Origin of the sequence: Arthrobacter sp. NQ4 (genome assembly GCF_029077345.1) — a bacterium.
Taxonomy (GTDB): domain Bacteria; phylum Actinomycetota; class Actinomycetes; order Actinomycetales; family Micrococcaceae; genus Arthrobacter.
Genome location: NZ_JARETC010000001.1, coordinates 699904 through 725966, shown reverse-complemented (window position 1 = coordinate 725966; position 26063 = coordinate 699904). Strand labels below are relative to the sequence as shown.

The window sequence follows — 26063 nt, the reverse complement described above, 5'->3', positions numbered from 1 at the left end:
GGTGGGTGGCTGGTGTCCAGTGCTCAGGTTCCGCTGGCGGCCAGTGCCGGGTAGTCGGTGTAGCCTTCCGGTCCGCCGCCGTAGATCCCGGCCGGACGCAGCGGCTGTAGGGGCGCGTTCGCCAGGAAGCGGTTGGGGAGGTCGGGGTTGGCGATGAAGAGCCTGCCAAAGCCCACAAGGTCTGCCGTGCCGCTCGCCAGGAGCTGCTCAGCGGAGGCCTGGCTGTGCCCTCCGGTGACAATCACTGGGCCGTCGAACAGGGCAGCGAATTCGGCTGTGGGGATGAAACCGGCGGGCCGGTCCACCGTGGTGGAGCCGGCGATCTCAGGTTCCACAAGGTGCAGGTAGGCCACGCCCATCCCGTTGAGGGTGCGGACCACCGTGGAGTAGAGCGTCCGCTTGTCAGTGTCGTGGGCGTCCATCCAGTCCGACGACGGCGAGAGCCGTACGCCGATGCGCTCCATAGGAAGGTAGCGGGCTATCTCGGTGATCACCTCGAGGAGGAAGCGCATGCGGTTTTCGAGCGGGCCGCCGTAGTGGTCGGTCCGGCGGTTGGAGCCATCGTTGAGGAACTGGTCGATCAGGTAGCCGTTCGCCGCGTGCAGTTCGACGCCGTCGAATCCGGCCGCGGCGGAGTTCGCGGCCGCAATGCCGTACGCCTGGACGATTTCCGCCGTCGTCAGTTCCCGGGGTGTTTCGTAGGGGATCCTGCCGTGCGCGCTCCGGTACTGGTATCCGGTGATGGGGATGGCGGAAGGCGCCTTCGGCGGCAGGCCGTCGGGCTGGACGCTGGAATGTGATTGCCTGCCCACATGCCAGAGTTGGGCGTACACCACGGCGCCGTCACGGCCAGCCGCCTCCACTACCGGCAGCCAGCCCGCCACCTGCTCCGCGGAGTAGATCCCGGGAACGCGCGCGTAGGCGGATGCCTGGGGCGTGATGACGGTTCCTTCGCTGATTACCATCCCGGCGCCGGCTCGTTGGCGGTAATACTCGGCCATGAGCGCGGTGGGTACGCCGTCATCGGAGGCGCGGCTGCGGGTCAGGGGTGGCAGGACCATGCGGTTGCGGAGCTGTTGTCCGCCCACCGTAACCGTCTCGAACAGGCGGCTCCGTTGCTCCACGGCGATTCTCCTAGCGTCAACTAAACTTACGAGCGTTTGTACGTTAAGCTGAGTTTTCCGGATGTTTTCGGTGTTGTCAATACCAACGGACGAAAGCGGACGCTTGTTAGGATGAGGCACATCACCAATCCCCTGTTGGAAAGGCGGCACCCTGGGATGACAGTACGAGCCGAACGAAACACTGCCCAGACCATCAGGGAGGGCGCGGCCAAGCTCTTTTTCGAGCGGGGGTATGACGCCACGACCCTTCGGCAGGTTGCCTCGGCGGCCGGGCTCAAAGTGGGCAGCCTCTACAACCACATCGACAGCAAGGAACACCTCCTGCTGCAGATCATGGGCGGCATCATCGATGACCTGCTTGAACGGGTGGGGGACGCCGTGGCGGCCGTGGAAGGCGGCGACAGCGTGGATGTGCTCCAGGCCGCGCTCGCCGAGCACATCACCTTCCATGCCGAGCGGGCCCAGGAGGTTTTCATCGGCAACGCCGAACTGCGCTCGCTGCCCCAGGAGGCCCGCGAAGTGGTGATCAGGAAGCGCGCCGACTACGAACTGTTCCTCGAGAAGCTGGTCCTGGCTGCCGGCAAGGATGGTCTGGCCGATGTTATTGACGCCAAGATCCACGTCTACAGCTTCGTCGCGCAGGCTACGCACATTGCCGGCTGGTTCAAGCCCGGCGGCCGCTTCACCCTTGAGGAGATTGTCCGCATCTACACCCGGTTGGCCCTGCGCGAACTGAACGTCCCCGACGCCGACGAGCGGGTCCGGCGGGGTGCCAGTTCCAGCTCTGCCGCTTGAACCTCATCGGGCGGAGACGTCATCGCTCGATGGTGGACGGCCCACGAAAACGCCCGGCTGGAGAATTCCAGCCGGGCGTTTTCGTGGGTAGGCCGGGTTGGCAGGTGCGGTCAGTGCTCCTCGTGCAGCGACTGCTTGTACCGCTCGGGCAGCAGCAGGGTGGCAACCACGGAGATGGCCACGATGCCCAGCGCGATGGCCGTCAGGGCCAGGGTTCCATTCGAGGTGTTTTGGAAGATCCAGGCGGCGATGAACGGGATGGGGGCGCCGAAGAGCAGGCCGGCGAGGGTCATGCCCAGGGCCGAGCCCGTGTAGCGCATGTTCGTCGGCAGCGATTCGGAGAAGAAGGCGGCCTGCGTACCGGCCGTGACCTGGATGCCGCACAGGGCCAAGGCAATGATGGCCACGCTGGCGGGGTAGTTCATGGTGTTCATGATCGGGAACATGGTGCCGGCGGCAACGCCCTGCATGGCGAGGCCCAGCAGGAAGGTCTTCTTGCGGCCGATCCGGTCGCTGAGGCGCCCGCCCAGCACCGCTGCGGGAATCGAGACGAGGTTGGCAATGAGCAGAAGGCCGAAGGTGATCGAGTTGTCGTAGCCGAGCTGCTTGGTCAGGTAGCTCACGGCGTAGGTGACGCTGATCCAGAACAGTCCCGCGGAGGCGGCCCAGGACAGCACCAGCTTGATGACGGTGCCGGGCTTCTTGGCGATGACTGCCAGGGCGCGTTCCTGCGGGACGACGGACTCGGCGGCTTTGTTCTGGCTCTCCTTGAAGGCGGGGGTTTCCTCGATGCGGCGGCGGATAAACACGCCGACGACGAGCAGCAGGACGCCCATCAGGAACGGTACGCGCCAGCCCCAGGATGCGAAGTCCTCCTTGGAGAGGAACATGGCCAGGCCGGTGAGGGTGATCGAAGCAAACGTCTGGGCCAGGGGTGAACCTGTGGCCAGGATGCCGCCGTATAGGCCGCGGTGGTCGGTGGGAGCATGCTCCACCACGAGCACCTGCACGCCGGTGGCCTCCCCGCCGAGGGCGAAACCCTGCAGGAACCGCAGCACTACCAGGAGGGTGGGCGCCAGGATGCCCGCCACCGCGTAGGTGGGGAGGAGTCCTATGAGCACCGACGCGGCGCCCATCAGCACCAGAGTGAACATCAGGACGTTGCGGCGGCCGATCTTGTCGCCCAGCGCGCCGAACACGATGCCTCCGAGCGGGCGGGCCACCATGCCAGCGCCGAAGGTGGCGAACGAGGCGAGGATTGCGGAGTTCGCGTCAAAGCTGGGGAAAAACAGCTGCGGGAACAGTGTTGCCGAGAGGGTGCCGTAGACGGCGAAGTCGAACCACTCGAGGGCTGTGCCAAACGTCCCGCTCAACACCGCCCGGCGGGACGTTTTGGGATCAAAGGTTGGCGCCTCAACTGGCCCGGGGGGTGCGGGCTGAACAGAACTCGTCAATTCCGACATTGGAACTCATTCCTTGGGATGGATGGGAGAGCGGGGCCTGGGCCGGGCGGAATGGCCAGCGCGGCAACCAGGAGAGATAAAACAAGCGTTCGTTCGCAAGTGTAGGGTGTGATCTGCGCCGCCCACAAGGGGGCAATTTGTGCGGCACCCTCCCGGGGGTGACGCATCTTGCACGACGCAATACAGGCAGGTGGCCATCCCCCTTGCGACGCTAATCAAGTCGGACTACGCTATGAACAAACGCTTGTTCGTTAAAGAATGAGTAGAGTGGATCCGTGAAGTTCCGGCTCCGCATCAGCCCACGAAGGAGTGAACAGTGCGAACGATTGGTGAGTGGATACGACTCAACCACCGGCGCTTCCCGGCGCGTGAAGCCGTCGTCGACGGCGTCACCCGGCTGACGTTCGCCGAACTGGCGGAGCGCGCGTGGAGCGTGGGCCGGGGCTTGCGCGACGCCGGCGTCCGCGCCGGCGACAATGTGGGGGTCCTGGCCGGCAACTCGGCCTTCAATGCCGAGGTTTTCTTCGGCATCGCCGCGGCCGGCGGCACCTATGTTGCCTACAACTGGCGCTGGGCGCCGGCCGAACTTGCCGCGGGCATCAAGGAAACCGGTGCGCAGATCATCCTGGTGGAAGAACGGATGGTTCCCAACGCGGAGGAGGCGCTGGAGATCCTGGGCCGCACCGAGGACACGCTTCCGCGGCTCATCCGGCAGGGCGCAGACCTCGCAGCCCTGCGGACCGGCTCCGGTCCCCTGGAAGACATCACCACCCTGGAGAGCCCGCTCTGCATCATCTACACCGGCGGCAGCACGGGAACACCGAAAGGCGTGGTGGTGTCCCACGGGGCGGCCGCAGCCAACGCGATCAATGAAATGTACGACTGCAAGATGGGCGCCCGGCCCGAGGAACGCGGCCTGATCGTCACCCCGCTGTTCCACTCGGCCGCCCTGCTGTGCTGGCTCGTCCCGCACTTTATCGCCGGCGCCACCAGCGTGATCGCGGAGAAGTTCAACGAGGAATTCATTGTGGATCTCGTGGGCCGTGAACGCATCACCAACACGTTCCTCATCCCCAATATGATGCGCCGGCTGATGCAGAACGGCGTCTTCGCTGAGCACGCCATCCAGACGCACCTCAAGGCAGTGCACACCGGCGCCGGCCTGCTGCGCATGCCGGACAAGCAGCTCTTCACCGATCTGCTCCCCGACGCCGAACTCTACTTCCGCTACGGCCTCACCGAGGCTGGGCCGATGGTCACCAGGCTGAAGCCGGCCGACATGCTGGATCCCGCCGTTGACGGTTCGATCGGCACCGAATACCTGCTGGTCGAGGCGCAGCTGCAGGACCCGTTCGGCGAGCCCGTTGCCCCCGGCGAGCTCGGCGAAATCTGCGTCAAGGGACCCTCCGTGATGACCGGATATTACGGGCGGCCGGAGGCCACAGTCGAAGCGCTCCGCGGCGGCTGGCTGCACACCGGTGACCTGGCCGTCCAGGATGAGCGCGGCTATTACTTCTTCCGGGACCGGCTCAAGGAAATGATTAAAACCGGTGGCGAGAACGTCTACTCCGCCGAGATTGAACAGGCACTGTACCTGCATCCCGCCGTCCTGGAGGCTGTGGTGGTGGGCGTCCCGGACCCGCGCTGGGACGAAGAGGTGCGTGCCGTCGTCGTACTCCGCAACGGATTGAACGCCAACGGCGAGGAACTGTCCACGTTCCTGCGCTCCCACCTGGCCGGTTACAAGATTCCCAAGCAAATCGTCTTTATGGGCGCCGACCAACTGCCGCGGTCCGCGGCCGGCAAGCTCGTGAAGTCCACGCTCAAAGCCAACCTGGGGTGGGGCGCATGAAACTGGCAACTGTACGCACTGAATCCGGTACGTCCGCGGCGCTCCAGGTGGACGGCGGGCTCGTGCTGCTGCCGTTTGCCGATATCGGGGAGTGGCTGCGTGCCGGTTCCCCCGCAGTGGAACAGTACGACGGCGGCGCGCGGGTAGCGCTGGGAGCGGCGGACTTCGCGCCGCTGGTTACCGCGCCCGGAAAGATTGTGTGCGTGGGCCTGAACTACCGCGAACACATCCTGGAGATGGGACGCGAACTTCCGGCGCACCCCACCCTGTTCGCCAAGTTCGCGGACGCCCTTATCGGCGCCAACGATCCGATCGTCATCCCACACGGTTCCGCAGCGGTGGACTGGGAGGCTGAACTGGCCGTCGTCATTGGAACGAAGGTCTGGCGGGCCACCGAAGAGGAAGCAGCGGCCGCGATTGCCGGCTTCACGGTGGCCAACGACATCTCCGCCCGTGACTTCCAGCGCCGCACGACGGAATGGCTGCAGGGCAAAACCTTTGACGCCACCACACCGCTGGGCCCGTTCCTGCTGACCGCCGACGAAGCTGGCACTGCCCCGGACCTGGAGATTTCCTGCGCCGTGGACGGGGTTGCCAAGCAGAAGGCGGGCACCGGCGACCTGGTGTTCGGCCCGGTGGAACTTGTCCGCTACATCTCCGCGGTGACCACGCTCAATCCCGGCGACGTCATCCTCACCGGGACTCCCGGCGGCGTGGGGGACGGGCTCAACCCCAAGGAATTCCTGGCTGACGGCAGCACTGTCCTTACCTCGATCTCCGGCATCGGCGAATGCCGCAACACCTGCATCACGCGCTGACTCCCGCGCCCTGACTCCGGCGCCTAAAAAACTAAGGACCACCATGTTTACCAAGATCCTCATCGCCAACCGCGGCGAAATTTCCGTCCGGGTGGCACGCAGCTGCCGCGCCCTGGGCATCGAGTCCGTGGCCGTCTACTCCTCCGCCGACGCCGGTTCCCTGCACGTCCGCGTGGCCGACACCGCCGTCAACCTCGGCGACGGCCCGGCCAGCGAGAACTACCTCAACATCCCCAGGATCATCGCGGCCGCCGTCGAATCCGGCGCCCAGGCCATCCACCCGGGCTACGGATTCCTCTCGGAAAACCCGGAGTTTGCCGAGGCCGTTGCCGCAGCGGGCCTGACGTTCATTGGTCCCTCGGCCCACGCCATCTCCACTATGGGCGGCAAGGTAGCCGCGCGCGACGTCGCCATCCGTGTCCAGGTGCCGCTCGCCCCCGGCTCCGACGGAGCCATCGCCAGCGCCGCCGCCGTGGAAGCGTTCGGCGCTGACCACGGCTACCCCGTGCTGGTGAAAGCGTCCGCCGGCGGCGGCGGACGCGGCATGCGCCGGATCAACTCGGCGGCCGAGGCGAAGGACGCGTTCGACGCCGCCGTCCGCGAAGCCACCGCCGCGTTCGGCAACGGCGAGGTGTACCTGGAGCGTTACCTCACCCACGCGCGCCACGTTGAAGTGCAGGTCTTTGCAGACACCCACGGGAACGTGGTGTACGTCGGCGACCGCGACTGCTCCGTGCAGCGCCGGCACCAGAAACTCATCGAGGAATCGCCGGCCCCCGGCTTGTCCGACGGGCTGCGCCAGGCCATGGGCGAATCCGCCGTGCGGCTGGCCCGCGAGGTGGGCTACGTCGGTGCAGGCACCGTCGAATTCATGGTGGAGGACGAGAAGTTCTACTTCCTGGAAATGAACACCCGCATCCAGGTGGAGCACCCGGTCACCGAAATGGTGCACGGCGTGGACCTCATTGCCGAACAGATCAGGGTGGCGGCCGGCGAGAAGCTTTCCATCCTGGACAACCTGAAGCCCCAGGGTGCTGCCATCGAGGCCCGCATCAACGCCGAGGACGTAGCTGAGGGGCTCTTCCTGCCGGCGCCGGGTCCCGTGGATGTGTTGACCGCGCCGGAGGGTGAAGGCTTGCGGTTTGACGCGGGCTACGAGTCGGGCGACACCGTGCTGCCGCTTTACGACAGCCTGATCGGCAAGCTGATCGCCTGCGGGCCGGACCGCGAAACAGCCATCAAGCGCCTGCTCGATGGCCTGGACCGGCTTCAGATCGAAGGGGTTCCCACAACGGCCCCGGCGGCGAAAATCATTGCCTCCCACCCGGACTTCCAGGAACTGCGGTTCAGCACGCTGTGGCTGGAGGAATCCGTGGACTTCTCCGAACCCGAGCCGGTGGATCGCGCCAACGTTGAAGTGGGCGGCCGGTTCTATATCGTGCCGATGTTCAGCGACTACGGGACGTCCGGGGGCTACGGCACCGGCGGCTACGGCGCGCCCACTGCCGCCGCGGACGCGCCCGCAGACCCAGCGGCCGCCGTCGGGCGTACCCGCCAGGCCCGCGCCCGGCGCGAGGCCGTTAGCGACGGCACCGTCAAGGCACCCATGCAGGGCACCATCGTCAAGGTCAACGTGGAACCGGGGCAGAAGGTGGCCAAGGGGGACGTGCTGTTCGTCCTCGAAGCCATGAAGATGGAGAATCCGATTGCCGCGCCCATGGCCGGAACCGTCGGGGACGTCACCGCCGGCATCGGCGAATCCCTGGCCGCCGGCACCCTGCTGACCAAGATCACCGGGGAGGCTGCAGCATGAAGCCGTATCGTTCCCTGCTCTTCGTTCCGGGCCACAAACGGGACTGGATCGACAAGGCGCTGAACTCCGAGGCAGACGCCGTCATCATCGACCTCGAGGATTCGGTTCCACCTCAGGACAAAGACCTGGCCCGGGCCAACGCCCGCGACGCCCTCCAGGCCCATGACGGTTCCAAGGGGATCCTGATCCGGCCCAACGCACTGGACACCGGGTTCTTTGGCCGGGACATCGCGACCGTGACGCACACGAACCTGACCGCTTTCCTGCTGCCCAAACTGTTCTCCCGCGACGACGTGGTCCGGTTCGACGCCCTGGTCACCGCCGCGGAACTGGACCACGGCATGGACCGCGGCACCATCGAACTCGTGCCGTCCCTGGAAACCGCTACCTCCATCAACAAGGTGGACGAGATCCTCGCCGGCCCGCGGGTGGGCGGTGTGATGGCCGCCGCCGCGAAGGACGCCGACGTGTCCCGCGAAGTGGGCTTCCGCTGGACTGCCGCGGGTATGGAAACCCTGTACCTGCGCTCCAAAGTGGTGGTGGCAGCCCGGTCCGCGGGCATCCGCACCATCGTGCTGGGCCTCTGGCAGGAGGTCCGGAACCTGGACGGAATGCGCACCTTCGCCCAGGACAACAGCGGACTCGGCTACACCGGCCAGGTGCTCATCCACCCGTCCCATGCTCCGATCGCCAACGAAGAATACGGGCTCACCGCCACACTGCAGGACTACTACGAAGGCCTGATCGAGGCATTCGAAGAAGGCCAGCGCAACGGCCACGGAGCTGTGTCCTACCGGGGCGACCACATTGACCTCGCCCACGCCAACCACGCTCGTGAGGCCCTGGCACTGGCTGGCGCCTGACCCTTTCCCGTTTTCACCCCTCGCCCAATACCTGCACCACAAGCAAAGGAGCCTGTCATGGCCGGAATGTACTACGAAGATTTTGTTGTCGGCGATGTCATCAAGCACGATGTCACCCGTACCGTCACCGAGACGGACAACCTGCTGTTCACCACGCTGACCATGAACGTCCAGCCGCTGCACCTGGATGCTGAATTCTCGAAGGCCAGCATTTACGGCCGGCAGATCGTCAACAGCGTCTTCACCCTCGGCGTGGTCACCGGCGTCCCGGTCCAGGAAACCACCCTCGGCACCACCCTGGGCAACCTGGGCTTCCGCGACATCGAGTTCCCCAAGCCGGTGTTCATCGGCGACACCCTCCGCGTGGAGACCCAGGCCTTGGACAAACGCGAATCCAAGTCCCGCCCTGACACCGGACTCGTGGGCATCGAACACCGCGGCTACAACCAGAACAACGAGCTGGTCTGCGTCGTCCGGCGGACTGCGCTGATGAAGCGCCGCGCCAGCGAGCCCGCCGCTGCCGAAGTCGCCAGCCGGAAAACCGAAGTCAACGTATAACCCCAACCCTTGGAACGGGGTGAGTTGCGCCGCTTGACGCAGCCCCGAGAGCCGCGAAGTGCAAGGATGGGGGGACCGGCACCAGCAAGAACAGCAAAGGGCGGACCATGGCCAAAGGCATCTACGTCAGCGCAACCACCCCCGGCTCGGGCAAGTCCCTTGTGGCCCTTGGCCTGGCGGACACCCTGCACCGGCACGCGGACAGGATCGGCTTCTTCAAACCGGTGGTCCACGGGCCCTCGGCTGCCGATGACCCCATGGTGGCCCTGATGAAGGCCCGGTTCGCCCTGGATGACGAGCGATGCCGCGGCGGCCTGACCTACGACGAGGTCCGCACTCTCCTCGCGGAAGGAAACCGGGCGGAAATTGATGCCCGGTGCGTGGAGATTTTCGCCGACATCGCGCGCCACTGCGACGTGGTGATCGTGGAGGGCACTGACCTGGTGGGCCAGGACTCCGCCGTCGAGTTCGACCTCAACGCCCGGCTGGCGAACAACTTGGCCACGCCCGTTGTGGCCGTGGTGGGCGCCAAGGGGCGGACCGTCCCTGAGACCGCTGCCGCCGTCGAAGTTGCCCGCAAGGAACTGGCCGCCGAACGGTGTGCGCTGCTGGCCATCATGGTGAACAGGGCCAGCGCCAGCGACCTGGACGCCATCGCGGCTGCCCTGAAACCCGGCGCTTCCGGCCGCCCGGTGTACATCCTGCCGGAGCTGGAGGAGATCGCCCGCCCCACCACCGGGGAAGTGGCTGCGGCGCTGGGCGTCCGCCAGATCGCGGGAACGCCGGACATGGAGCGGGACGTCAAGGACATCAAGGTTGCCGCGATGAACGTGGGCAACTTCCTGAACGTGCTGGACGAGGGCGCCCTGGTGATCGTGCCGGGGGACCGGGCGGACGTGATGGTGGCCTGCCTCGCCTCGTCCTTCTCGCCCGAATTTCCCGTGGCGTCCGCGCTGATCCTCACCGGCGGCCTGGCCCCGGACGCCAACATCTACCCGCTCCTGGCACAGGCGCCGTTCCCTGTCTTTGCCGCGGACGAGGACACCTACCAGACGGCCCGCCGGGTGTCAGAGGTGCGCAGCGAAATCTGGTCGGGGCACCGGCGCAAGGTGGCCTCCGCGCTGGGCCTCTGGTCCCGCCGGGTGGACGAGGCCGAACTGGTGGAGCGGCTGCACCTGCCCCGCGCCGAGCGGATGACCCCGCTGCGGTTCCTGCATGACCTGATCGAGCGGGCCCGGGCCCAGCGCCGCCACGTGGTGCTCCCGGAGGGGACGGACGTAAGGATCCTGCGGGCTGCCGAGATCCTGCACCGCCGCGACGTCTGCGACCTGACGCTCCTGGGCCCGGAGTCCGACGTCCGGGAGCTGGCAGCCGCCAACGGCATCGACCTGTCCGGCATCAACGTCATCGACCCCGCCACCTCCGACCTGCGGCTGAAGTTCGCCGAGAAGTACGCAGAACTGCGGGCGCACAAGGGCGTGGACCTGCCCAAGGCGCTGGAGATCATGCAGGACGTCAGCTACTTCGGCACCATGATGGTCCAGCTGGGCGTGGTGGACGGGATGGTGTCCGGTGCCGCCCACACCACGGCGCACACCATCCGGCCGGCCCTTGAATTTGTGAAGACGCGCGAGGGCGTGAAGATCGTGTCTTCGGTGTTCCTGATGCTCATGCCGGACCGGGTGCTGGTCTACGGCGACTGCGCCGTCAACCCGGATCCCAACGTGGAGCAGCTGGCGGACATCGCCCTGGCCTCGGCGGAGACCGCCGCCCAGTTCGGCGTGGAACCGCGGGTGGCCATGCTGTCCTACTCCACCGGCGGCTCCGGTGCCGGTGAGGCCGTGGACGAGGTGCGGCAGGCCACCGAACTGGTCCGCCGGCGCCGCCCGGACCTCGCGGTGGAGGGGCCCATCCAGTACGACGCCGCCGTGGACGCCTCCATCGCCGCGTCCAAGATGCCGGGTTCCTCCGTGGCAGGCCAGGCCACGGTCTTCATCTTCCCGGACCTGAACACCGGCAACAACACGTACAAGGCGGTGCAGCAGAGTTCCGGTGCCGTGGCGGTGGGGCCGGTCCTGCAGGGGCTGCGGAAACCGGTCAACGACCTCTCCCGCGGCTGCACGGTGGAGGACATCGTGAACACGGTGGCCATCACGGCCATCCAGGCCCAGTCCCCAGCGCAAACACAGGCCCCAGCGCAGGCTCCAGTGCAAATACAGTCCCCAGCGCAGGCGGAAGCCACGGCGGAGGCACCGGCCTCCTAGGAGACCAGGCAGAAAAGGACGACGCCGGCACCTTGGCGGGTGCCGGCATCGTCCATTTAGTGGGCTGGGAAGTGGATCCCTAGGCGGCTGCCTTGACCTTCAGCGGCTCGATCCTGCCGATGACGAACAGGTAGTTGGCCGCGCCGATAAGGGAGATTGCGCCAATCACAGCCAGCGGTGCCACGAAGGATCCGGTCTGGTCCACCAGCACGCCGATCAGGATGGGCGTGAAGATGCCGGCCAGGTTCGAAGCGAAGTTCTGGAGGCCGCCGATCGAGCCCACGTGGCGCGAGCTGGGGGCGACGTCGGCCGGCAGCGACCAGATGCCGGTCGCGGCCACCGTGAGGCTGGAGTAGGCGACGGACAGCAGGGCCAGGGCCATCCAGGCTTCCGGAACCAATGCGGCGAACATGATGACCGAGCCGCCGGCCAGGCCGCCGGCGATGGCTGTCTTGCGGACCTTGCTGACCGGTGAGCCTGCGCGGACGGCACGGTCGGCCAGGTATCCGCCGAGCCAGCCGAACAGGACCGCGCAGATGCCGGGGATGGCGCCGAAGAAACCGAGCTTGAGGAGGTCGAAGCCGCGTTCCTTGACCAGGTAGCTGGGGAAGAACGTGATGAAGAAGTAGATGGCGCTGTTCAGGCAGAAGAAGCCGAACATCATGCTGAGGATGGTGCGGTACTTGAAGAGCGAACGCCACGGCAGCTTGGCTGCGCTTTCGTCATCACTGGCCGCGCCGCGGGCGCCGCCTTCCTGGATGTAGCTGATCTCTGCCGCGTTCGCGCCGGTGTGCTCCTCAGGGCTGCGGTAGTACTTCCACCAGACGGCGGCCCAGATGATTCCAAGGATGCCGATGATGATGAAGACCGCATGCCAGGAGGTGAAGGCGACAATCAGGGTAACGATGGGCAGTGCGATGACGGCCCCGACCCGTGACCCGGAGTCCCAGATGCTGGTGGCGAAGGCGCGTTCCCGGACGGGGAACCAGGTGGCCACCACCTTGGCGGCGGTGCTGGGTGCGGGGCTTTCGCCGACGCCCAGGAGGAACCGTGCGGCGAACAGGGACCAGAAGCTGGAGGCTGCCGCCGTCACCATGGTGAAGACGGACCACCACAGTGCGGCCAGGGAGAAGGAGCGGCGGGGGCCCACCTTGTCCACGTACCAGCCGGCGGCGAGCTGGAAGAAGTCGTAGGCCCAGAAGAAGGCAGCGAAGATCAGCCCCTGCTGGGTGGCGCTGAGCTCGAAGTCCTTGCCCATGAAGGGCAGGGCGACGCTGAGGCTGGACCGGTCAAGGTAGTTGATGCTGAGGCCGATGAAGGCAAGCCAGATGATGACCCAGCGCTTGCGGGTCATGAGGCGGGGCTGCCGGGATGGATTGGTGATGGAGGTCTTACTTCCGAGCGTAGTCATGCGGTCTCCTTCGACTTATACATGGCTTCGGGTGCGGGGCGCACGGGCGGGAGGGGGAGACGCGGAAGATCTCAGCGCCAAAATCGTATAGGAATCTGGTTAATCATATAGAAAGTGTGACCGGGATCAAGTGCCCTTCCAAAAAAGCCCTTCCATGAAGCCTGTGGCGGGGTGTGGCTTATGATTCCCCCAAGCGACTCCCGGCCGAAAAGGCCATGTCCGCGCTCCGCAGCAAGTCCAAACCAGTGCAAGAGGTAACCGCGTGCCCCCACGTCAACCGTCCGAAACCTCCCGCGGCAAGGCCGCCGTGCCCGACGTCTATTCGGCGATGCGTGCCTCAATCCTGGAAGGCGAGATAGCGCCCGGCACCCGGATCAACATTGACGCCGTCGCGCGCAGCCTGGGGGTGTCCCAGACGCCCGTCCGTGAGGTGCTGCAGCGGCTTGAAGGCGACAACCTGGTGGTCTACAACCCCGGCCGGGGATACAGCACCACCCCGCTGCTGGACCTGCCGGAACTGCGCTCGCTGTTTGAATTCCGGCTCCTCGTGGAACCGTGGGCGGCCCGCGCGGCCGCTGTTGACCGCCTCGCCAATCCGGCCGGCGCCCTGGAGAAGGAACTGGGCAGCTTCCGGAGCGCCATGAAGCGGAGCAAGGACCTCCGGCAGGACCTGGTGGCCCATGACACCCGTTTCCACGACACCATCCTTGCCGCCTCCGGCAACCCCGTGGTCCGGCATGCCTTTGCCCAGACCCACTGCCACCTGCACACCTTCCGGCTGTACCCGGCGGATGTGGACGGGGCCATTACGGTGGCTGAGCATACGGCGGTCAGGCAGGCTATCGAGGCGTGTGATCCGGAGGGGGCGGAGGCGGCCATGACGACGCATATCCGCAATTCCTTTGACCGCTTTGCGCAGGCCTTTGAGGTTGAGCTCGCCCCGCTGGAGGACAGCGGACCGCCGCGCACGCACATCATCACCTAGCTCTCGACGAACAGCCCCGGCCCCGGACGGCCGGGGCTGCTGCGTTTGCGGGGCAGGCCCGCGCGGTCATGGGTTGACGTGGATCACGTGTCCTATATGATTTTAGAAATTCGTATAGGAATCGAATCTTTCCCTTCTCCAGTTCCGCTCCGAAAGTTGAGATCCATGCCTTCCATCACGTCCATCAACACCCAGGACGTCCGCTTCCCCACGTCCCTTGAGCTCGACGGTTCAGACGCGGTCAACGTAGACCCTGATTACTCGGCCGCCTATGTGGTGATCCGCACCGATGCGGGCGATGAGGGCCACGGCTTCGTTTTCAGCTGCGGCCGCGGCAACGAAATCCTGACTGCAGCCATCGACGCCTATGCCCGCCTGCTGGTGGGCCGCGAGATCGACGAGCTCATCGGTGACCTGGGCGCGGCCTCCAGGCTCCTCATCCATGACTCCCAGCTCCGCTGGCTGGGCCCCGAAAAGGGCGTGACGCAGATGGCCTGCGGCGCCCTGGTCAGCGCCCTGTGGGACATCCGTGCCCGCCGGGAAAACAAGCCCCTCTGGCTCCTCCTCAGTGAGATGACACCCGAGGAACTGGTCAGCGTGGTGGACTTCACCCATGTCCGCGATGCCCTCAGCCCGGAGGAGGCACTTGAAATCCTCCGTGCCGGCCAGGACGGCAAGGAACAGCGCATCGCCGAACTCAAGGCCGACGGCTTCCCCGCCTACACCACCTCTCCGGGGTGGCTGGGCTACAGCGACAAGAAACTGGTCCGGCTCAGCAAGGAGGCCGCAGCCGACGGGTTCTCCATGATCAAGCTCAAGGTGGGCGGGGACATCAATGACGACCGCCGGCGCATGGCCCTGGCCCGCGAAGCCGTAGGCGGCCTGCCCATTGCCATTGATGCCAACCAGCGGTGGGAGGTGTCCGAAGCGGTCGAGTGGGTCAATCAGCTGGCAGAATTCAGCCCCTACTGGATCGAGGAACCCACCAGCACCGACGACGTCCTGGGCCACGCCGAGATCCGCAGGGGCGTTGCACCGGTCCGGGTGGCCACCGGTGAAGCAGTGCAGAGCCGCATCGTCTTCAAGCAGCTGCTCCAGGCCGGCGCCATCGACGTGCTCCAGCTCGACTCAACCCGCGTTGCCGGCGTCAACGAGAACATCGCCATCCTGCTGCTGGCCGCCAAATTCGGGGTGCCCGTCTGCCCGCACGCCGGCGGCGTGGGCCTGTGCGAGCTGGTCCAGCACTTCTCCTTCTTCGACTACGCCGTGGTGGGCCGCAGCCAGGAAAACCGCATGATCGAATTCGTGGACCACCTGCACGAGCACTTCGCGGAACCCGTCAGGATCGTCGACGGCCGCTATGCCGCACCGGAACTGCCCGGCACCGGCGCGGAGATGCTCAGTGCCTCCCGCACCCGCTGGGAATTCCCCAACGGCGCCGGATGGCAGGAGGTGGGCGACCGCGCCGCCGTCACCGGCGCAGCCCTGGCCCCTGCCGGAGCGGTCCAATGAGCGAAGGAGTGAACGCCGCCGTCGAGGCCGCAGCATCCGCCTTTGAAAAGGGCCGGACCGTGGACCCCAACACCCGCGCGGGTTGGCTCGAAGCCATCGCCGCCGGGCTGGAGGAGGATGCTTCCGGGCTGGTGGAAACGGCCGTCCGGGAAACCCACCTGGGCACCCCGCGGCTGGAGGGGGAGCTCAAGCGCACCGTTTTCCAGCTGCGGCTGTTCGCGGACGAGATCCGCCGCGGTGAGCACTTCGATGCCACCATCGACCACGACGACCCCGCGTGGGGCATGGGGCCGCGGCCGGACCTCCGGCGGTACAACGTGCCCCTCGGCGTGGTGGGGGTATTTGGTGCCTCCAATTTCCCCTTCGCGTTCAGCGTGATGGGCGGGGACAGTGCCTCGGCCCTGGCGGCGGGCTGCTCCGTGGTGCACAAGGCCCATGACGCCCACCGCGAACTTGCGGCCCGCACCGCCCAGGTGGTGACCGATGCCCTGGAAGCTGCCGGGGCGCCGTCGGGCCTGTTCTCCATGGTGACCGGCCGGCGGGCGGGGGAGGCCCTTGTTGACCATCCCCTGGTCAAAGCCATCGGGTTCACCGGCTCCACCGCCGGCGGCCGTGCGCTGCTCAACCGGATTGCGGCACGCCCCGAACCCATCCCGTTCTTCGGCGAACTGGGCGGGATCAATGCCGTCTTCGTGGCGCCCGGCGCGTGGTCAGCCCGGCGGGCGGAGATCATCAAGGGCTATGCCGGTTCCTTCACCCTGGGCATGGGCCAGTTCTGCACCAAGCCCGGGCTGCTGTTCGTCCCCGCCGGGGACACGGAGGCGCTCCGCAACCAGCTGGGGGAGGCGCTGGCAGGATTCAGTCCCGCCCGGCTCCTCAGCGACCGCCTGCACGCCGGCTACGCCGACGCCGTCACCACGCTCCGGGACAGCGGGGGAGTGGAAGTCCTGCTGGAAGGGGACTTTGCGGAGCACCCCGCGCCCACGGTCCTGCGCACCACGGCGGAGGAGGTCCGAAAGAACCCCGCGCTGCTGCGGCAGGAAATGTTCGGCCCCGCCAGCCTGGTGGTGGAGTACCAGGATCAGGCGGAGCTGCCGGAGCTGGCGGCGCTGCTCGAAGGGCAGCTGACCACCACGCTGCAGGCAGAAGAGGACGACGACGTCTCCGAACTCGCTGCCCGGCTGGCGGACCTCAGCGGGAGGGTCCTCTGGAACGGCTGGCCCACCGGTGTGACGGTCAGTCACGCCCAGCACCACGGCGGCCCCTACCCGGCCACCACCTCGAACACCACCTCCGTGGGGACGGCGGCCATCCGCCGCTTCCTCCGCCCGGTGGCGTACCAGTCGTTCCCCGCAACGCGGCTGCCCGAACCCCTGCAGGACAGCAATCCGTGGCAGGTCCCGCAAAGGGTCGACGGCGTCTGGCGGCACCCTGCGCCGGACGCCTCCCGTGACGGGGCCGGGACGGGGGTGTACCAGTGAGTCCGACACCCGCGGCAGTCCGTTCCGTGCTACCCGAGGACGCCGACGCCGCGCTGCTCATCGGCCGGGTCTGGGATGGTGAAACGGGCGGTCCGCGCGTGGTGGCCGTCAGCGGAGGGACCGTCTTCGACCTGCACCGCCTGGCCACCACGGTCTCCGGCCTGCTCGAGTTGCCGGACCCGGCCGCCGCCGTCCGCGCGGCCCTGCAGGACCCAAGCCTGGCCGAACCCCGCTGGGCGACGGCCGACGTCGTCAATGCCTCCCTGGCCGGGGACGGCAGCACTGTGGACGCTTCCGAAACCAGGCTCCTGGCACCCATTGACCTCCAGGTCATCAAGGCCTGCGGCGTCACGTTCGTGGACAGCATGATCGAACGGGTCATCGAGGAACGCTGCGCGGGCGACGCCGCACGTGCTGCTGAAGTGCGTGAGCTGGTGGGCCGGGCCCTGGGCGGAAGCCTCGCCGACCTGCGGCCCGGATCGGCGGAGGCGGCCGAAGCCAAGCGGGTCCTCCTTGCCGAAGGGCTGTGGTCGCAGTACCTGGAGGTGGGGATCGGTCCGGACCCGGAGGTCTTCACCAAGGCGCCGGTCCTGTCATCAGTGGGACTGGGGGCGGAGATCGGCATCCCGTCGTTTTCGTCCTGGAACAACCCGGAGCCGGAGCTGGTGCTCATTGCCACGTCCGGCGGGCGCGTGGTGGGCGCGACGCTGGGTAACGACGTGAACCTGCGCGATGTGGAAGGCAGGAGCGCCCTGCTGCTGGGCAAGGCAAAGGACAACAACGCCTCCAGCGCCCTGGGGCCGTTCATCCGGCTGTTCGACCGGAATTTCACCCTGGACACGCTGCGCGATGAGGAGATCCTGCTCCGCGTGGACGGCCCGGAGGGGTACCTGCTGGAGGGGCGGAACAGTGTGTCCCGGATCAGCAGGCCCTTCGAGGAACTCGTGGCCGCCACCTACGGGAAGCACCACCAGTATCCGGACGGCTTCGCGCTGTTCACGGGGACCCTCTTTGCGCCCACGCAGGACCGGGACGAACCGGGCCAGGGCTTCACCCACAAGCACGGCGACACCGTCACCATCCGCAGCCGCCACCTCGGTGCCCTGGTCAACCGGGTGGGCCCGTGCGAGGAACTCCCGGCCTGGACGTTTGGCCTCCGCCAGCTTTTCGACTACCTGGCGACGCAGGGCCAGGAGCTAGGGCAGGGGCAGGGCGCCCGTCTGGCCCGTTAGTGGCAAAGGACGACGCCGGCACCCTGGTGGGTGCCGGCGTCGTCCTTTTGCGTGTGGTGCTGTCAGCTGTTGTCCGGCTTGGCCACGCTGTCCGGGTCTTCCTGCTTGGCCGGCTCGTCGGAGAGCCCCTGCGGCGTGAGGTCCAGTCCTTCCCGGTCTTCGGGAGCCTCCGGTGCTTCCCCGGTTTCGGCAGCCTTGAGGTTGCCCGTGTCGTCCAGTGCCGGGTTGGCGCCCTCCACCCCGGTGGGATCGCTCTTGCTTCCGGAATCGGGTTGCGCGTCGAGCGGGGCGGTGCTGCTGGATCCCGTGTTGGTGGGGTCGTTCTCGTCGATCGAATTGGGCTCGTTCGTCATGGAATTGTCCTCTCGGCGTGGTCCAGCCTTGTTTGCCGACTCTATGCACAGGCTGCGCCACTCCGCAAGGAACCCCGCGGTCACGAAAACGGTGCGCCCCGTTCGCTGAGCGCACCCTTCTCGATTTTCCGTTCGCAGCCGTTTCCGATCGACTGCATCTATAGTAAGCATGCTGATGATATTTTTGGCAAGCCTTCCGAAACCCTGCGACGAAAGCGTTATCAGCGCCGCAGGTCGGGACCAAAAGCACGCCAGCTAAGTGCTGTCCTCAGCAAATTCCAAGGCTTCCCTGATCTTCCCGTCCGAAATGGTGAAGACGAGGATTTCACGCTGGTCCAGGGACGTTCGGCGAAGTAGCGCTAGCATCGCAGTCATGCCTGGTACAGCCATCTCCACAGCGTTCATCCCCGTCCGGAACCCCGAATCAGCGGCCGGTTGGTACAGCCGCACGCTGGGCCTCACTATCGCAGAGGCCAACACCTTTTCCGCCGTGCTGAACGGGGAAGGAAAGGCATCGGTGACCCTGATGGGCCCGGACAGCGGCATCAAGGCCGAGCCCGGCCTGGCGTGGGCAACCTGCAACTTCCTGGTCGATGACCTGGAGGGAACGCGCGCAAGGCTTGCGGAAGACGGTGTCCCGGTGGGTCCCGTTGGGGGTTCCCCGGACGTCTGCCGCTTCTTCACCGCGGAGGACCCGGACGGCAACACGCTGCTGCTGACTGACCGTTAGCCGCGCCACATATAGTGGGGTTGAACTGCAGACGCCAGGCTGAGGAGGCCCCGCATGCTCGTGCTCGTCATCAACTCCGGTTCGTCGTCGTTGAAGTACCAGGTCCGGGACGTGGCCGCCGGGACGGTGCTCACCGAGGGACTGATCGAGAAGATCGGCATGGGCAACGGCGGCGGCGGGGACGGCGAGATTGAGGGCCCGCGGGACCATGCGGAGGCGCTGGAACAGGTGGACGCCGCCATCCACCGCGAACTGGGCGGCCTCGAGCTGGCGGCGGTGGGCCACCGCGTGGTCCACGGCGGCGAGCGGTTTGCTGAACCCGTCCTGGTGGACAACGAGATCACCCGTGCCATCGAGCGGCTCAACCCGCTGGCGCCGCTGCACAACCCGGCCAACGTGCTGGGCATCAGGGCCATCACCAAGAAATGGCCCAAGATGCCGCAGGTGGCTGTGTTCGACACCGCCTTCCACCGCACCCTGCCCGAGCACGCCTGGCGCTACGCCGTCCCGGACGAGCTCTACACCAACCACGGCATCCGCCGGTACGGCTTCCACGGCACCTCGCACGAGTACGTCGCGCGCCGGTCGGCGGTGCTGCTGGACCTTCCCATCGAGGAGTTCGACGGCGTCATCGCCCACCTGGGCAACGGCGCCTCGGTGACGGCCATCCGCGGCGGACGCTCCGTGGACACCTCCATGGGCTTCACTCCGCTCGAGGGCCTGGTGATGGGCACCCGCTCCGGCGACCTGGACCCCTCCATCCTGGTGTTCCTGGGCCGGGCCGGGTGGTCGCCGGAGGACATCGACACCATGCTGAACCGGGAATCGGGGCTGAAGGGCCTGGCCGGCAATAATGACATGCGCTCCGTGGTGGAGGCCTCCGAGTCCGGCGATGAGAAGGCCAGGATGGCACTCGCGGTGGCGTCCTACCGGCTGGCCAAGTACATCGGCGGCTACCACGTTGCCGTCGGCGGCGCCAAGGCGCTGGTATTCACCGCCGGGATCGGCGAGAACTCGCAGCAGTTCCGGGCACACGTGGCGGACCGGCTGGGCGCCCTGGGAATCGAGCTCGACGCCGGCCTGAACGCCCGCCGGTCCAAGGAACCGCGCGTCATTTCCACGCCGTCCTCCGCGATCCCCGTCCTGGTGGTTCCCACTGACGAGGAGCGCGCCATCGCGGAGGCGACTGCCGCCGTCGTAGGTTCCGGCAGCTAGCCGCCAGCATGCCTGAGATCCGCCTGCCCATCCGCACCGGGCGCCTGGTCCTGCGCCGGTTCGATGGCGGCGACCTGGACGCCTTCCACGCCTACCACTCGCTGCCGGAGACCGCCCGGTTCCTCCCCGGCCCCGCCAAGACGTTCACCCAATCCATGGAGCGGGTGGGCCGGTACGCCAACTTTGTCTTCGAAAAGGAAGGCGACTGGGTTGCGCTAGCCATCGAGGCAGCTGACGCGCCGGGCCTGCTGGGCGAGGTGGTGCTCAAATGGCTCCCGGGCCGGGGGCAGGCCGAAGTGGGATGGACGCTGGCGCCCGCGGCCCGCGGCAGGGGCTACGGCACCGAGGCGGCCAATGCGCTGCTGCGGCTGGGCTTCGAGGAACTGGGCCTGCACCGGATCGAGGCCCGGCTCGACGAGCTCAACGGCGCGTCCGCGTCGCTGTGCGACCGGCTGGGCATGCGGCTGGAGGCGCGGCACATCGACAAATGGCACTACAAGGGACAGTGGGCCACCGAACTGGTCTACGCCATCCTTGCCGATGAGTGGCGGATCGGTTCACGCAGCTAGCCCCTACGCCCGGCCCTTGAGGATCAGGTTCCAGTAGATCTTGGGGAACAGGTCCCGGTCCACCACCCAGGACAGCTTGCTTTCGTTCCAGGTGGGTACCCGCGGGATGGTGGGCATGGGCCGGTAGCGGTCATCGAATTCGGCGAACACCACGGTGTCCCGTGACACGGTGAACGGGCACACCGAGTAGCCGTTGTACCTGGCACGCAGCGGTTTGCCCTTGCGGGCCGCCACCAGGTTCTTCGCCAGCACCTTGGTCTGCTTGCGCAGCGCCCCGCCGGACTTGGAATTGGTGGTACCCGCGGCGTCGCCCAGGGACCATACGTTGGGGTACCGGAGATGCCGCAGCGTCTGCCGGTCCACCTCCACGAAGCCGCCCGCGTCCCCGGGAGCCGGCAGGTCCGTGGCCTTGAGCCAGTCCGGGGCCGACTGCGGCGGGACGGCGTTGAGGACGTCGTACGTCAGGTCCTCCGTGGTGTGCGCGGCGTGGTCCCGGATGGTGGCGCGGCGGCCGGCCGGGCTTACCGCCACCAGCTCACTGTTGGTCCGCAGCTCGATCCCGTACTCGGCGATCTTGCGGTCCAGTTCCCGGTCCACCTCCGGTACCCCGAACACGGTGGGGTAGGGCTGCACCATCACCACCCTGATCTTGTCCAGGACCCCCTGTTCCCGCCAGTAGTCGCAGGCCAGGTACATGGGTTTCTGGGCGGCGCCGCCGCATTTGATGGGCCCCGCCGGCATGGTGAAGACAGCTGTCCCGGAGGTCATGGCGCTGAGCAGCGTCCAAGCCTTGGGAGCAAGGTCGAACTCGTAATGGGATGCGCCGTGCGGCGAATGCACGGCCTCGGCCAGCCCCGGCACCGCGTCCCAGTCGTACTGCAGTCCCGGGCACACCACCAGTTGCCCGTAAGCCACCCGGGCCCCTGATTCCAGGCTGACGGTGTTGGCCATCGCGTCCACCCCGACGGCGGCATCCCGGATCCAGGTGACGCCCTGGGGGATGACGGATTGCTGCGGCCGGATGGCCTCCTGGGCCTGCGCCCGGCCGCCGGCAATGTGCGAGAAGAGCGGCTGGTAGAGGTGGTGGTCCCGGGGTTCGATCACGGCCACGTCCTTGACGCCGTAGCGCTGCAGCCGCGCCGCCAGGGAGATGCCGGCATTGCCGCCGCCAATAATCACTACCTCATGCTGGGCAGCCACGGGACTACTTCTTCTCGGTCAGCGCAGATGCCTTGTGCGCTGCCCGGGCGCCCGTCTTGTCCGATTCGACCACGTACTGCGGCTCATCCTCGCTGGCGCGGTGCGTGTTGCCGTCGAGCTCGAAGTCGCTGGTTTTCTTTTCGACAATCCTGCCGTGCGTCTTGCCCTGTGAAGTGTTCCACTCCACATGCGTTCCCTTGCTCAGCGACATCTGCACTCCTTGGCTGGGTGATGCGGTGGGTCTGTGCCGCTCTGCGGCCCGGCTGCCGCCCCGGCGGGCGTCCCCGCAGCCAATCGTAAGCATGATTACGTTGTTTTGGCAGCTACGTGTCCGAACCCCGGGCCCGGCCGCCTGCACCACGGGATGGCGGCATTGACACCGGCCGCGTCCAGGGCCATGCTGTCCCTGCCGGCCACGCCCGGCCACCGCAGGAGGTCTTTGATTTCCTGTCGAACTTCGACAATGTCGCTGTCTACGATTCCTCGGTGACCTCGTCGGAACGGGTCGGCGAAGGGCCCGTGGGAGTGGGCACCCACGGCCGGGGAACCAGCAAAGTCATGGGACGGCACTTCGACTGGACCGTTGAGGTCAAGGAGTTTGATCCGCCCCGGCGCATGGTGTCCAAATCGGTGGAAGGGAAGCTGGACTTCACGGTGACGTTCACCCTGGAGCCTGCCGGCGGCGGGACGCGCGTCACCCAGCGGATCGATGCCGCGTCCGGCCTCGGGGGCATCTTCGGCAAGCTTGCCGACCCGCTGGTGGAGAGGGCCCAGGGCCGGACTGTCCGGGCCAACCTCGAAACCCTGGCGGAATGGATGGCCGAACACCCGCAGCCCTGATCACCCGGCAGCGGCCAGCGTTCGACGGCGGCTGGAAGCCTCCGCCTGGCTCAGCCCGGGCCTACCTGGGGCCGGCCCCGGGAATCAGCTCGGTGGCACCCAGGGCATCGGCGATGAACGCGTAGTCCCAGGCCCGCTCACGCCACTGCACATAGCGGCCGGACGCGCCGCCGTGGCCGCCATCCATCTCGATCTTCATGACAACCGGCTGGGACCCCGTGGTCTTGTTCCGCAGCTCCTGCACCCATTTGGCCGGCTCGACGTAAAGGACGCGGGTGTCGTTGAAGGACGTCACGGCGGCGATCCTGGGATAGGCCACCTCCCGCACGTTCTCGTAGGGCGAGTAGGACTTCATGTAGGCGTAGGCCTGCGGATCCGTGATGGGGTTGCCCCATTCCTCCCACTCCAGCGCGGACAGCGGCAGGTCGGGATCCAGGATGCTGGTGAGCGGATCCACGAACGGCACCTGCGCCACGATCGCCGCATACTTCTCCGGCGCCATGTTGGCGATGGCGCCCATCAGCAGGCCGCCGGCCGAGCCGCCCAGCGCCGCGATCCGTGCAGGGTCCACCCAGCCGGAGTTTGCCAGCCAGTCGGTGGCGTCCACGAAGTCGGTGAAGGTGTTCTTCTTGGTGAGCTTCTTGCCGTCCTCGTACCAGTGCCGGCCCAGTTCCCCGCCGCCGCGGATGTGGGCGATCACGAACACCACGCCGCGGTCCAGCAGCGACAGCCGTGCGATGCCGAAGCCTGGATCCATGCTCATCTCGTAGGAGCCGTACCCGTACACCAGGCCCGCCGCCGTCGAATCCTGCTTGACGGACTTGTGCCGCAGCACCGACAGCGGGATCCGCGTGCCGTCGCCGGCAGTGGCCCACTCCCGGGTGGCCACGTAGTCGCTGCCGTCGTAACCACCCAGCACCGGGCTTTCCTTGCGCAGCAGCAGCTCGCCGGCCGGCTGCTCCGGCGTGGGAAGCACGAAGTCGTAGATGCGCGACGGCGTGAAGTAGGACGTGTAGCCCAGCCGGATCACGGGGGCTTCGTAGTCCGAGCCGCCGACGCCCGCAGTGTAGAGCTCCTCGTCGAAGGCCGGTTCCACCGGTGCCTGCTGGGCGGGGGTGCCCAGGCCGGGCAGCCCCATCACCTGGACGCGTTCGATGGTGTCCTTGCGGATAGACACGATCAGGTGCGTGGCGGTGACGCCCGCGCCGTTGACGCGGACGTCATCGGAATGCCCGACGACGGTCCGCCAGGTCTGCTCCGAGAGCGGCTTTTCCAGCTCGGCGGGGTCAGCCAGGGAGACCATGGAGTTGATGGCGCCGCGGTTGTGCGTGAGCAGGATCTTTTCCTGCCCGTCGAGCAGGAAGGGCTCGGCCTCGTACAGGACGCGTTCGTTGCGCGAAATGACAGTGGTGACGGCGGCAGTGGGATCGTCGAAACGCAGCAGCCGGGTTTCGCTGTACTCCGAGCAGCCGATGCCCAGCACCAGGTAGCGCCGGTCCGCGGACAGCTCGAAGCCCAGCCACATGGCGGCGTCGTCCTCCTGGTACACCACCACGTCGTCGGACACCGGGGTGCCCAGGACGTGCGCCTTCACCTGGTAGGGGCGCCAGGACTCGTCCACCACGGTGTAGAACAGGCGGGTGCCGTCCGGGGAGAAGGCAACCCCGTAGAAGATGTTCTCGATGACATCCGGCAGCAGTTCGCCGGTGCGGAGGTCCTTGATCCGTAAGGTGAACCGCTCATCGCCGGAGTTGTCCACCGCGTAGGCGTACAGGTTGCCGTCAATGGTGACGGCGGTACCGCCCACGGAGAAGAACGGCTTGCCCTCGGCCTCCACGTTGCCATCGAGGAGGATCTCTTCGCCGGGAATCCCTACCCCTGCCTCCACTGCCGGCGGAGTCCAGTCGGCCACTTTGCCTCCGGTGTCCTGCGCCTTCACCCGGCAGTGGATGCCGTACTCCTTGCCCTCCGCGGAACGGCTGAAGTACCACCAGCCGTCCTTGCGGTGCGGGACGGACAGGTCGGTTTCCTGGGTGCGGCCCTTGATCTCCTGGAAGATGGCCTCGCGGAGCGGTTCCTGGTGCGCCGTGACGGCTTCCTGGTAGGCGTTTTCGGCCCGGAGATGCTCCACTACCTCCGGCGACTCCTTGTCCCGCAGCCACTCGTAGTTGTCCACGAACGTCTCCCCGTGGTGGGTGCGCTCGGTGGGGATCTTCTTGGCAACCGGGGGCGCCGGGATCGCAGTACCGGTGGAATCCTGCAGGGAAGTGGAGGTCATGGATTCAATATATAGACCCCCTCCGGCAACCCCGCAGGGCGTTCGCTACCGGGGGAGCCGAAAGGGGCGAAAGACTCTGGGTGCCTGCCCCGCGGCCCGGCAGGCTGGAAGGGCGTTGCGAGGACAGGAGGCACCATGACCGTGGAATCCGGACCCGCTCCCCGGGCCCAGGCATGGCTGGCGGTGGCCCGCTGCGTGGCGGCGTCCTGTGCCATGCTGGTCCGCCGGCAGGTCCATCTTCCGAAACACAATGTTGGCAGGGTGCTGCGGTTCGCCGACGGAAGCACCGCGCGGGTCTACCGGGAGACCGCCGTCGACCGCCGGCCCGCCGAGCCCTGCGTCCTGGTGGTGGCCTTCACCCTCCGGCTGGTCCGCGGCAGGGCGCACCGCCTGTTCGAGGCGGAGAGCCTGATGAACACCCCGCTCTTTGTGGGGTTCCCGGGGTTTGTCTCCAAGCTTTGGTGCGCCCACGACACCTTCGGCGCCTACCGCGGGCTGTACGAATGGGACGGTCCCGAACGCGCCCGCAAGTACGCCGCAGCCCTGTGGCGCGTCCTGGAACTGGTCAGCGTCCCCGGGTCCATCAGCTACAAGGTGCTTCCCGGACTGCGCCGCGACGACGTGCTCGCCAATCCCGCCGCGATGCCGGCCGCTGCCCAGGCGGACCACGCCTGGTGGCGGCTCCTCAACCCCAACTAACATCCGCC

General features: G+C 67.0%; 23 protein-coding genes. 16 read left to right on the top strand and 7 right to left on the bottom strand.

What is annotated here, in order from left to right; translation table 11 throughout:
* Nucleotides 1–23: 23 nt before the first annotated feature.
* On the bottom strand, nt 24–1124 hold the full coding sequence (locus tag PUN51_RS03415) for an alkene reductase (protein ID WP_275179915.1): 1101 nt from the start codon (nt 1122–1124) through the stop codon (nt 24–26).
* A 156-nt stretch (nt 1125–1280) separates the two neighbouring features.
* Here PUN51_RS03415 and PUN51_RS03410 point away from each other — a divergent pair, with 156 nt between their 5' ends.
* Entirely contained in the window at nt 1281–1919 is a 639-nt protein-coding gene (locus PUN51_RS03410) for a TetR/AcrR family transcriptional regulator (protein ID WP_275179914.1), read from the top strand.
* A 110-nt stretch (nt 1920–2029) separates the two neighbouring features.
* Here PUN51_RS03410 and PUN51_RS03405 read toward each other — a convergent pair whose 3' ends face one another.
* Nucleotides 2030–3292 carry an MFS transporter gene (locus PUN51_RS03405; RefSeq protein ID WP_275179913.1) on the bottom strand — a complete coding sequence of 421 codons (1263 nt, stop codon included), beginning with the start codon at nt 3290–3292 and terminating at the stop codon, nt 2030–2032.
* Between the two features lie 406 nt (nt 3293–3698).
* Here PUN51_RS03405 and PUN51_RS03400 point away from each other — a divergent pair, with 406 nt between their 5' ends.
* The 6 genes from PUN51_RS03400 to pta all read left to right on the top strand — a co-directional run bounded on the left by PUN51_RS03400 (nt 3699) and on the right by pta (nt 11550).
* Complete coding sequence (locus PUN51_RS03400) at nt 3699–5234, top strand: class I adenylate-forming enzyme family protein (protein ID WP_275179912.1); 1536 nt, start codon at nt 3699–3701, stop codon at nt 5232–5234.
* Nucleotides 5231–6052 carry a fumarylacetoacetate hydrolase family protein gene (locus PUN51_RS03395; RefSeq protein WP_275179911.1) on the top strand — a complete coding sequence of 274 codons (822 nt, stop codon included), beginning with the start codon at nt 5231–5233 and terminating at the stop codon, nt 6050–6052. Before PUN51_RS03400 ends, PUN51_RS03395 begins: the two co-directional genes overlap by 4 nt.
* A 43-nt stretch (nt 6053–6095) precedes the next feature.
* Nucleotides 6096–7865, top strand: a complete 1770-nt coding sequence (locus PUN51_RS03390; protein WP_275179910.1) for an acetyl/propionyl/methylcrotonyl-CoA carboxylase subunit alpha — start codon at nt 6096–6098, stop codon at nt 7863–7865.
* Nucleotides 7862–8728 (top strand): HpcH/HpaI aldolase/citrate lyase family protein, encoded by an 867-nt coding sequence (locus PUN51_RS03385; RefSeq protein ID WP_275179909.1) that lies wholly within the window; start codon nt 7862–7864, stop codon nt 8726–8728. The genes PUN51_RS03390 and PUN51_RS03385 overlap by 4 nt, the downstream gene beginning before the upstream one ends.
* Nucleotides 8729–8785: 57 nt before the next feature.
* Entirely contained in the window at nt 8786–9286 is a 501-nt protein-coding gene (locus PUN51_RS03380) for a MaoC family dehydratase (RefSeq protein WP_275179908.1), read from the top strand.
* Between the two features lie 107 nt (nt 9287–9393).
* Nucleotides 9394–11550 (top strand): phosphate acetyltransferase, encoded by a 2157-nt coding sequence (gene pta / locus PUN51_RS03375; RefSeq protein WP_275179907.1) that lies wholly within the window; start codon nt 9394–9396, stop codon nt 11548–11550.
* Between the two features lie 79 nt (nt 11551–11629).
* Here pta and PUN51_RS03370 read toward each other — a convergent pair whose 3' ends face one another.
* Nucleotides 11630–12961, bottom strand: a complete 1332-nt coding sequence (locus PUN51_RS03370; protein ID WP_275179906.1) for an MFS transporter — start codon at nt 12959–12961, stop codon at nt 11630–11632.
* 262 nt (nt 12962–13223) lie between these two features.
* Here PUN51_RS03370 and PUN51_RS03365 point away from each other — a divergent pair, with 262 nt between their 5' ends.
* The 4 genes from PUN51_RS03365 to PUN51_RS03350 all read left to right on the top strand — a co-directional run bounded on the left by PUN51_RS03365 (nt 13224) and on the right by PUN51_RS03350 (nt 18171).
* Complete coding sequence (locus PUN51_RS03365; protein ID WP_236560719.1) at nt 13224–13946, top strand: GntR family transcriptional regulator; 723 nt, start codon at nt 13224–13226, stop codon at nt 13944–13946.
* A 165-nt stretch (nt 13947–14111) separates the two neighbouring features.
* Nucleotides 14112–15458, top strand: a complete 1347-nt coding sequence (locus tag PUN51_RS03360; RefSeq protein ID WP_275179905.1) for an enolase C-terminal domain-like protein — start codon at nt 14112–14114, stop codon at nt 15456–15458.
* Nucleotides 15455–16939 carry an aldehyde dehydrogenase (NADP(+)) gene (locus PUN51_RS03355; protein ID WP_275179904.1) on the top strand — a complete coding sequence of 495 codons (1485 nt, stop codon included), beginning with the start codon at nt 15455–15457 and terminating at the stop codon, nt 16937–16939. Before PUN51_RS03360 ends, PUN51_RS03355 begins: the two co-directional genes overlap by 4 nt.
* On the top strand, nt 16936–18171 hold the full coding sequence (locus PUN51_RS03350) for a fumarylacetoacetate hydrolase family protein (RefSeq protein WP_275179903.1): 1236 nt from the start codon (nt 16936–16938) through the stop codon (nt 18169–18171). The genes PUN51_RS03355 and PUN51_RS03350 overlap by 4 nt, the downstream gene beginning before the upstream one ends.
* A gap of 62 nt (nt 18172–18233) precedes the next feature.
* Here the strand turns inward: PUN51_RS03350 and PUN51_RS03345 are convergent, their stop codons facing one another.
* Nucleotides 18234–18524 carry a hypothetical protein gene (locus PUN51_RS03345; protein WP_159630909.1) on the bottom strand — a complete coding sequence of 97 codons (291 nt, stop codon included), beginning with the start codon at nt 18522–18524 and terminating at the stop codon, nt 18234–18236.
* Between the two features lie 373 nt (nt 18525–18897).
* On the opposite strand from PUN51_RS03345, the gene PUN51_RS03340 reads away from it, so the two are divergent.
* From PUN51_RS03340 to PUN51_RS03330, 3 genes are read left to right on the top strand one after another with little or no spacing between them, the layout of a single operon-like run.
* A complete protein-coding gene (locus PUN51_RS03340) occupies nt 18898–19254 on the top strand; it encodes a VOC family protein (RefSeq protein ID WP_224026950.1) in 357 nt (118 codons plus the stop codon).
* 54 nt (nt 19255–19308) lie between these two features.
* Nucleotides 19309–20469: an acetate kinase gene (locus PUN51_RS03335; protein WP_159630913.1), complete on the top strand. Its 1161-nt coding sequence runs from the start codon at nt 19309–19311 to the stop codon at nt 20467–20469.
* Nucleotides 20470–20477: 8 nt separating this feature from the next.
* A complete protein-coding gene (locus tag PUN51_RS03330; protein ID WP_275179902.1) occupies nt 20478–21038 on the top strand; it encodes a GNAT family N-acetyltransferase in 561 nt (186 codons plus the stop codon).
* 3 nt (nt 21039–21041) lie between these two features.
* Here PUN51_RS03330 and PUN51_RS03325 read toward each other — a convergent pair whose 3' ends face one another.
* Both PUN51_RS03325 and PUN51_RS03320 read right to left on the bottom strand, forming a co-directional pair.
* Nucleotides 21042–22238 carry an NAD(P)/FAD-dependent oxidoreductase gene (locus tag PUN51_RS03325; RefSeq protein ID WP_159630917.1) on the bottom strand — a complete coding sequence of 399 codons (1197 nt, stop codon included), beginning with the start codon at nt 22236–22238 and terminating at the stop codon, nt 21042–21044.
* 4 nt (nt 22239–22242) lie between these two features.
* On the bottom strand, nt 22243–22449 hold the full coding sequence (locus PUN51_RS03320; protein WP_043452340.1) for a DUF2945 domain-containing protein: 207 nt from the start codon (nt 22447–22449) through the stop codon (nt 22243–22245).
* Nucleotides 22450–22565: 116 nt separating this feature from the next.
* On the opposite strand from PUN51_RS03320, the gene PUN51_RS03315 reads away from it, so the two are divergent.
* A complete protein-coding gene (locus tag PUN51_RS03315) occupies nt 22566–23078 on the top strand; it encodes an SRPBCC family protein (RefSeq protein ID WP_275179901.1) in 513 nt (170 codons plus the stop codon).
* 61 nt (nt 23079–23139) lie between these two features.
* On the opposite strand, the gene PUN51_RS03310 is transcribed toward PUN51_RS03315, so the two are convergent.
* Nucleotides 23140–25356 (bottom strand): S9 family peptidase, encoded by a 2217-nt coding sequence (locus PUN51_RS03310; protein WP_275179900.1) that lies wholly within the window; start codon nt 25354–25356, stop codon nt 23140–23142.
* A gap of 135 nt (nt 25357–25491) precedes the next feature.
* On the opposite strand from PUN51_RS03310, the gene PUN51_RS03305 reads away from it, so the two are divergent.
* On the top strand, nt 25492–26055 hold the full coding sequence (locus PUN51_RS03305) for a hypothetical protein (RefSeq protein ID WP_275179899.1): 564 nt from the start codon (nt 25492–25494) through the stop codon (nt 26053–26055).
* Nucleotides 26056–26063 lie beyond the last annotated feature (8 nt).

What these genes read in the sequence shown, in the direction of transcription:
- PUN51_RS03385 (WP_275179909.1), top strand. Translation starts at nt 7,862, where the DNA reads ATGAAGCCGTATCGTTCCCTGCTCTTCGTTCCGGGCCACAAACGGGAC.
- PUN51_RS03340 (WP_224026950.1), top strand. Translation starts at nt 18,898, where the DNA reads ATGCCTGGTACAGCCATCTCCACAGCGTTCATCCCCGTCCGGAACCCC.
- pta (WP_275179907.1), top strand. Translation starts at nt 9,394, where the DNA reads ATGGCCAAAGGCATCTACGTCAGCGCAACCACCCCCGGCTCGGGCAAG.
- PUN51_RS03355 (WP_275179904.1), top strand. Translation starts at nt 15,455, where the DNA reads ATGAGCGAAGGAGTGAACGCCGCCGTCGAGGCCGCAGCATCCGCCTTT.
- PUN51_RS03310 (WP_275179900.1), bottom strand. Translation starts at nt 25,356, where the DNA reads ATGACCTCCACTTCCCTGCAGGATTCCACCGGTACTGCGATCCCGGCG.
- PUN51_RS03390 (WP_275179910.1), top strand. Translation starts at nt 6,096, where the DNA reads ATGTTTACCAAGATCCTCATCGCCAACCGCGGCGAAATTTCCGTCCGG.
- PUN51_RS03305 (WP_275179899.1), top strand. Translation starts at nt 25,492, where the DNA reads ATGACCGTGGAATCCGGACCCGCTCCCCGGGCCCAGGCATGGCTGGCG.
- PUN51_RS03330 (WP_275179902.1), top strand. Translation starts at nt 20,478, where the DNA reads ATGCCTGAGATCCGCCTGCCCATCCGCACCGGGCGCCTGGTCCTGCGC.
- PUN51_RS03345 (WP_159630909.1), bottom strand. Translation starts at nt 18,524, where the DNA reads ATGACGAACGAGCCCAATTCGATCGACGAGAACGACCCCACCAACACG.
- PUN51_RS03335 (WP_159630913.1), top strand. Translation starts at nt 19,309, where the DNA reads ATGCTCGTGCTCGTCATCAACTCCGGTTCGTCGTCGTTGAAGTACCAG.
- PUN51_RS03370 (WP_275179906.1), bottom strand. Translation starts at nt 12,961, where the DNA reads ATGACTACGCTCGGAAGTAAGACCTCCATCACCAATCCATCCCGGCAG.
- PUN51_RS03360 (WP_275179905.1), top strand. Translation starts at nt 14,112, where the DNA reads ATGCCTTCCATCACGTCCATCAACACCCAGGACGTCCGCTTCCCCACG.
- PUN51_RS03395 (WP_275179911.1), top strand. Translation starts at nt 5,231, where the DNA reads ATGAAACTGGCAACTGTACGCACTGAATCCGGTACGTCCGCGGCGCTC.
- PUN51_RS03380 (WP_275179908.1), top strand. Translation starts at nt 8,786, where the DNA reads ATGGCCGGAATGTACTACGAAGATTTTGTTGTCGGCGATGTCATCAAG.
- PUN51_RS03410 (WP_275179914.1), top strand. Translation starts at nt 1,281, where the DNA reads ATGACAGTACGAGCCGAACGAAACACTGCCCAGACCATCAGGGAGGGC.
- PUN51_RS03320 (WP_043452340.1), bottom strand. Translation starts at nt 22,449, where the DNA reads ATGTCGCTGAGCAAGGGAACGCATGTGGAGTGGAACACTTCACAGGGC.